Source organism: Streptomyces ossamyceticus, assembly GCF_001418475.1.
Classification (GTDB): domain Bacteria; phylum Actinomycetota; class Actinomycetes; order Streptomycetales; family Streptomycetaceae; genus Streptomyces; species Streptomyces ossamyceticus.
The window spans coordinates 1-5,012 of record NZ_LIQX01000247.1; the positions used below are offsets into that span (position 1 = coordinate 1).

At 75.2% G+C, this 5,012-nt stretch carries 6 protein-coding genes; 4 read left to right on the forward strand and 2 right to left on the reverse strand.

What is annotated here, in order from left to right; genetic code table 11:
- The 3 genes from AOK15_RS19240 to AOK15_RS19250 all read left to right on the forward strand — a co-directional run.
- A partial coding sequence (locus AOK15_RS19240; RefSeq protein WP_055518460.1) for an SAM-dependent methyltransferase occupies window positions 1-1,259 on the forward strand: 1,259 nt, incomplete at its 5' end.
- Window positions 1,256-2,080 (forward strand): DUF1295 domain-containing protein, encoded by an 825-nt coding sequence (locus AOK15_RS19245; RefSeq protein ID WP_055518463.1) that lies wholly within the window; start codon window positions 1,256-1,258, stop codon window positions 2,078-2,080. The genes AOK15_RS19240 and AOK15_RS19245, both read left to right, overlap by 4 nt.
- Window positions 2,077-2,772, forward strand: a complete 696-nt coding sequence (locus tag AOK15_RS19250; protein ID WP_055518465.1) for an alpha/beta family hydrolase — start codon at window positions 2,077-2,079, stop codon at window positions 2,770-2,772. Before AOK15_RS19245 ends, AOK15_RS19250 begins: the two co-directional genes overlap by 4 nt.
- 131 nt (window positions 2,773-2,903) lie before the next feature.
- Here AOK15_RS19250 and AOK15_RS19255 read toward each other — a convergent pair whose 3' ends face one another.
- Together AOK15_RS19255 and sigK are read right to left on the reverse strand one after the other, a co-directional pair.
- Entirely contained in the window at window positions 2,904-3,656 is a 753-nt protein-coding gene (locus tag AOK15_RS19255; protein ID WP_055518468.1) for an anti-sigma factor, read from the reverse strand.
- Complete coding sequence (gene sigK, locus AOK15_RS19260) at window positions 3,653-4,237, reverse strand: ECF RNA polymerase sigma factor SigK (protein WP_055518470.1); 585 nt, start codon at window positions 4,235-4,237, stop codon at window positions 3,653-3,655. Before sigK ends, AOK15_RS19255 begins: the two co-directional genes overlap by 4 nt.
- A gap of 202 nt (window positions 4,238-4,439) precedes the next feature.
- On the opposite strand from sigK, the gene AOK15_RS19265 reads away from it, so the two are divergent.
- On the forward strand, window positions 4,440-5,012 hold a 573-nt coding region (locus AOK15_RS19265; RefSeq protein ID WP_157870306.1), incomplete at its 3' end, for a serine/threonine-protein kinase.

Sequence of the window (5,012 nt, forward strand, 5' to 3'; positions counted from 1 at the left end):
TCGCCGAGGGCGCCCTCGGCGGCCCTCTGCCGGTGCGGCTGCGCGCCTGGGACGGCAGCGAGACCGGCCCGGCCGACGCGCCCGTGGTCGTCGTACGGTCCCGGCGCGCGCTCCGCCGCCTGCTGTGGCAGCCCGGCGAACTGGGCCTCGCCCAGGCGTACGTCACCGGCGAACTCGACATCGAGGGCGACCTCGCGCACGGCCTGCGCACGGCGTGGGCCGCCCACCGCGAGCTGCGTCTGCGCCCGCCGAGGCTCACACCCGCCGACCGGGCGCGCGCCGTCGCCACCGCCGTACGGCTCGGCGCGCTCGGCCCACGGCCGGCCGCCCCCGCCTCCCAGGCCCGGCTCCGCGGCGGCCTGCACAGCCGGGCCCGCGACCGGGCCGCCATCAGCCACCACTACGACCTCTCCAACGACTTCTACGCCCTCCTCCTCGACGAGACCATGGCCTACTCCTGCGGCTACTGGGCTTCGGAGCACGCCGCGTTCGGGCCCGCCGACGCCCAGCGGGCCAAGCTGGAGCTGATCTGCCGCAAGCTCGCCCTGGCACCCGGCGCCCGGCTCCTCGACATCGGCTGCGGCTGGGGCTCGCTCACCCTGCACGCGGCCCAGCGGTACGGCGCCCGGGTCACCGCCGTCACCCTGGCCCGCGAACAGGCCGCGTACGTGCGGGAGCAGGTCCGCGCGCGCGGTCTGACCGACCTGGTGGACGTGGTCCGCCAGGACTACCGCGACATCGAGGGCGGCCCCTACGACGCCGTCGCCACCGTCGAGATGGGGGAGCACGTCGGGGACGCCGAGTACCCGGCGTTCACCGCCGCCCTGCACCGCCTCGTCCGGCCGCGCGGCCGGGTGCTGGTCCAGCAGATGTCCCGCGGCCGGGTCGCCCCCGGCGGCGGGCCCTTCATCGAGGCGTACATCGCCCCCGACATGCACATGCGCCCCCTGGGCGACACGGTGGGCCTGCTGGAGGGGGCGGGCCTGGAGGTCCGGCACACCGAGTCGCTGCGCGAGCACTACGTCCGCACGATCGGCGCCTGGCACCGCACCCTGGAGGACCGCTGGGAGCGGTTCGTCCGGCTGGTGGGGGAGGAGACCGCTCGCGTGTGGCGGCTGTACCTGGTCGGCAGTGCCCTGGCGTTCGAGGAAGGCCGGATGGGCGTCGACCAGATCCTCGCCGTCCGGCCCGGCCCCGACGGCGACAGCGGCCTCCCGGCGACCACGCACACCTGGTACGAGGGGTTGGAGCGGCCGTGAGCGACTTCCCGTGGAGCGCCTTCGCGCCGAACCTCGCCTGGGCCGCCGCCGCGGCCCTCGCGGTCATGCTCGTCACCTTCGCCGTCGCGGTCCGCCTCGGCATGCACCGGATCGTGGACATCGCCTGGGGCGTCGGCTTCACCGCGGTCGCCGTCGTCACCTGCGTCGCCTCCGCCGGCGAGGGCGACCCCGCGCGGCGGCTGCTGGTCACCGCGCTGACGGCGATCTGGGGGCTGCGCCTCGCGGTGCACATCGCCCGCCGGAGCCGCGGCCACGGCGAGGACCCCCGCTACGAGGCCATGCTGGCCAAGGCCCCCGGCAACCGGAACGCGTACGCCCTGCGCATGGTCTACCTGCTCCAGGGCGCCCTGGTGTGGCTCGTGTCGCTGCCCGTGCAGGCCGCGCAGTACGTGCCCGAGCCCCCGTCGGCCCTCACCTGGGCCGGCGCGGCCCTGTGGGCGGTCGGCCTCGGCTTCGAGGCGGTCGGCGACGCCCAACTGGCCCGCTTCAAGGCCGACCCCGCCAACCGGGGAAAGATCATGGACCGTGGTCTGTGGTCGTGGACCCGGCACCCCAACTACTTCGGGGACTTCTGCGTCTGGTGGGGCTTGTTCCTCACGGCCTGCGACTCCCCGGCGGCGGCCGCGGTCTCCGTGGTATCACCGGTGGTGATGAGCCTGCTGCTCACCCGGGGCAGCGGCAAACGGCTGCTGGAGAAGCACATGGCCGACCGGCCCGGCTACACCGAGTACCAGGCCCGCACCAGCGGCTTCTTCCCCCGGCCGCCGAAGCGGACGCGCGAGGGGGCGGGAGCACGATGACGTACGGACCGCGGCCGGGACAGGCGCTCCTCCTGAGGGCCGCCCCGACCCGGCCGAGGGCGGCCGTCCTGGTGCTGCACGGCGGGCAGGCGGTGAGCCACCGCCCCGCCCGCCCCTGGCAGCTCGCCGCGCTGCGGATGGACCCCTTCGTACGGGCGGTGTCCGCCGCCCTGCCCGAGCGGGACGTCCTGGTCGCCCAGGTCCGCTACCGGCTGCGCGGCTGGAACGACCTGCGCGCCGACCCCGTACGGGACACCGAACTCGCCCTGGACGACCTCGGCGCACGCGTCGGCCCCGTCCCCACGGTCCTGCTCGGCCACTCCATGGGCGCCCGCGCCGCCCTGCGCGCCGCCGGTCACCCACAGGTGGCCGGCGTCGTCGCCCTCGCGCCGTGGTGGCCGCCGGACGAGCCCGTGGACCACCTGGCGGGCCGTCGAGTCGTCGCCCTGCACGGCGACCGCGACCGCATCACCTCACCCTCCGACTCGGCGCACTGCGTGCGCCGGGCCCAGCACACGGCGGCACGCGCCGGCATGGCCGTCGTCCACGGCGGCGACCACGCGATGCTCCGCCGCCGCCAGTTCTGGCACCGCACCGCGACCACCCTCGTCGCCCATCTCCTCGACCCCACCGACGCACCGGACCCCCTCCCCGAGGAGTCCTACGGCACGAACGGCTTCCCCGTGCTCTGAGCAGGCACGGCATGGCTGAGCCGGCCGGGCATGGCTGAGCCGCGTACACGAAGAGGAGGCCCGCTCCCCAGCAGGGGAGGAGGGGCCTCCTCTTCGTGTACGCCGCCCTATGGTCTGCGGTCCTCACCCGGTCAGACGGGGAACGGCACCCGGGCGAGCGGGGCGGAGGTGGGGTGGTCGGAGCCTCCCTCGGGTTCGAGGGTGATGCCCACGCCGGACGCGCCGTCGACAGCCCCGCGCATCAGGACGGTCTGGTCGGCGCGGCCCGGGTCCATCAGACCGGCCGACCGCATGCCGCCACGGTCGTCGAACCAGAGCTGGTAGACCTTGCCGCCCGGTGGGCGCGTCATCCCCGAGGCGACGAACACGGCCCGGTCCTCGCCGCGGGAGACGACGACGGCACCGGACGCGCCCCCGACCAGCTCGGCCGCCCGCACCTTGGCGTCCGGCGCGGCCAGCACGGCGGCGATCTCGTCCGCCGTCCGCGCGGCACTGTGCGCCTCCGCACGGGCGTCCTCCGCCCGCTCGTGCTGCCACACGGCCGTCCCGCCGAGAGCCGAGGCCGCCGCGAGGCAGGCGGCCAGGGCCCAGCGGGAGACCGGCCGGGCCCGCAGCCCGGCCCGACCACGGCGTCCCTGCCCCGGCCCGCCGGGTGTCTCCTGCCGCACGGTGGTGATCCGGCGCAGCACCTGGTCCCGCATGCCCGGCGCGGTCGCCGTGGCGACGGCGAGTCCCAGACGGGCCGCCGTCGCCGACAGCTCGGCCGTCTCCTGCGCGCAGGCGTCGCAGCCCGCGAGGTGACGCTCGAACCGCACGGTCTCCTCCGGGGACAGGGCGTGCAGCGCGTACGCCCCGGTCAGCCGGTGCGGGTCCACGGTCCTCATGCGGTCACCCCCAGGCAGTCGCGCAGCCGGATGAGGCCGTCGCGCAGCCTGGTCTTGACGGTCCCCAGCGGCACCGCGAGCGCCTCGGCCACCTCACGGTGGGTGAGCCCCCGGTAGTACGCCAGGGTGACGGCCTGATGCTGGACCTCGGTCAGCGTGCGCAGACAGCGCCGGACCTGCTCGCGCTCCAGCCGCGCCTCGACGTACTCCGCCACCTCGTCGTACTCGGGCAGCCGCGCCAGCAGCGCCGCCTTGTGGTCACGGGCGGCCGCGGCGTCCACCGAGCGCACCCGGTCCACCGCACGCCGGTGGGCCAGCGTGAGGATCCAGTTGATGGCCGTGCCCCGGTCGGACCGGTAGCGGGGCGCGGTCCGCCACACCTCCACCAGGACCTCCTGCGCCACCTCCTCCGACTGCGCCCGGTCGCGCAGCACGGCGACCACGACACCGAGGACGGGGCTCGCCACGGAGTCGTAGAGCCGGGCGAACGCCTCCTCGTCCCCCAGGGCCACCAGGCCCACCAGTTCCTGGAGGTCGGGCTCCGCCGAGGGATGCCTGCCGATACGCACCGCTTCTTTCACCGAGGGCCTCCACCATCGCGCCGTGTCCGGATGTAATCCGTTCCTGTCGAGCCCCCGGTTCGGTTGCACCCGCGGCGAAAGTCCACGGGCTGGACCGCGGGTGTCGGACCGCAACCGAAGTGGCCGAATATGTGTCTCAGGACGCGTGGTCCTACTCCGGGGCGTGGGGGTTCCGGCGGCACGGCGGCCTTGGGGGGCTGGAATGAACACATGGGCGGTGCCCGGGTACACCGAGTCACTGGAACTCGGGGCGGGGGCGAGCGGGCGGGTCGTCCTCGCCGTGCACGAGGAGACCGGTGTCCCGGTCGCGATGAAGTACCTCAGCGAGTCACTGCGGGACCGGCCCGGCTTCGTACGCGACTTCCGCGCCGAGGCACGGCTCCTCGCCGGCCTGGAGAGCCCGTACGTCGCCGAGCTGTACGAGTACGTCGAGAGCACCGACGGCGCCGCCATCGTGATGGAGCTGGTGGACGGCGTCTCGCTGCGGACCCTGCTCACCAGGGAGGGCCCCCTCGACGCGGAGGCCGCCCTCGCGATCCTGAAGGGCTCGCTGCTCGGCCTCGCCGACGCGCACCGCGTCGGGGTCGTCCACCGCGACTACAAGCCCGAGAACGTCATGGTCGTCCCGGACGGCGCGTCCAAGCTCGTCGACTTCGGGATCGCGGCGGACGCCGGCACCAAGGCCGGTGCGGCCGGCACCCCCTCCTACATGGCCCCGGAGCAGTGGACCGGCGCGCCCGCCTCGCCCGCTGCCGACGTGTACGCGGCCACGGCC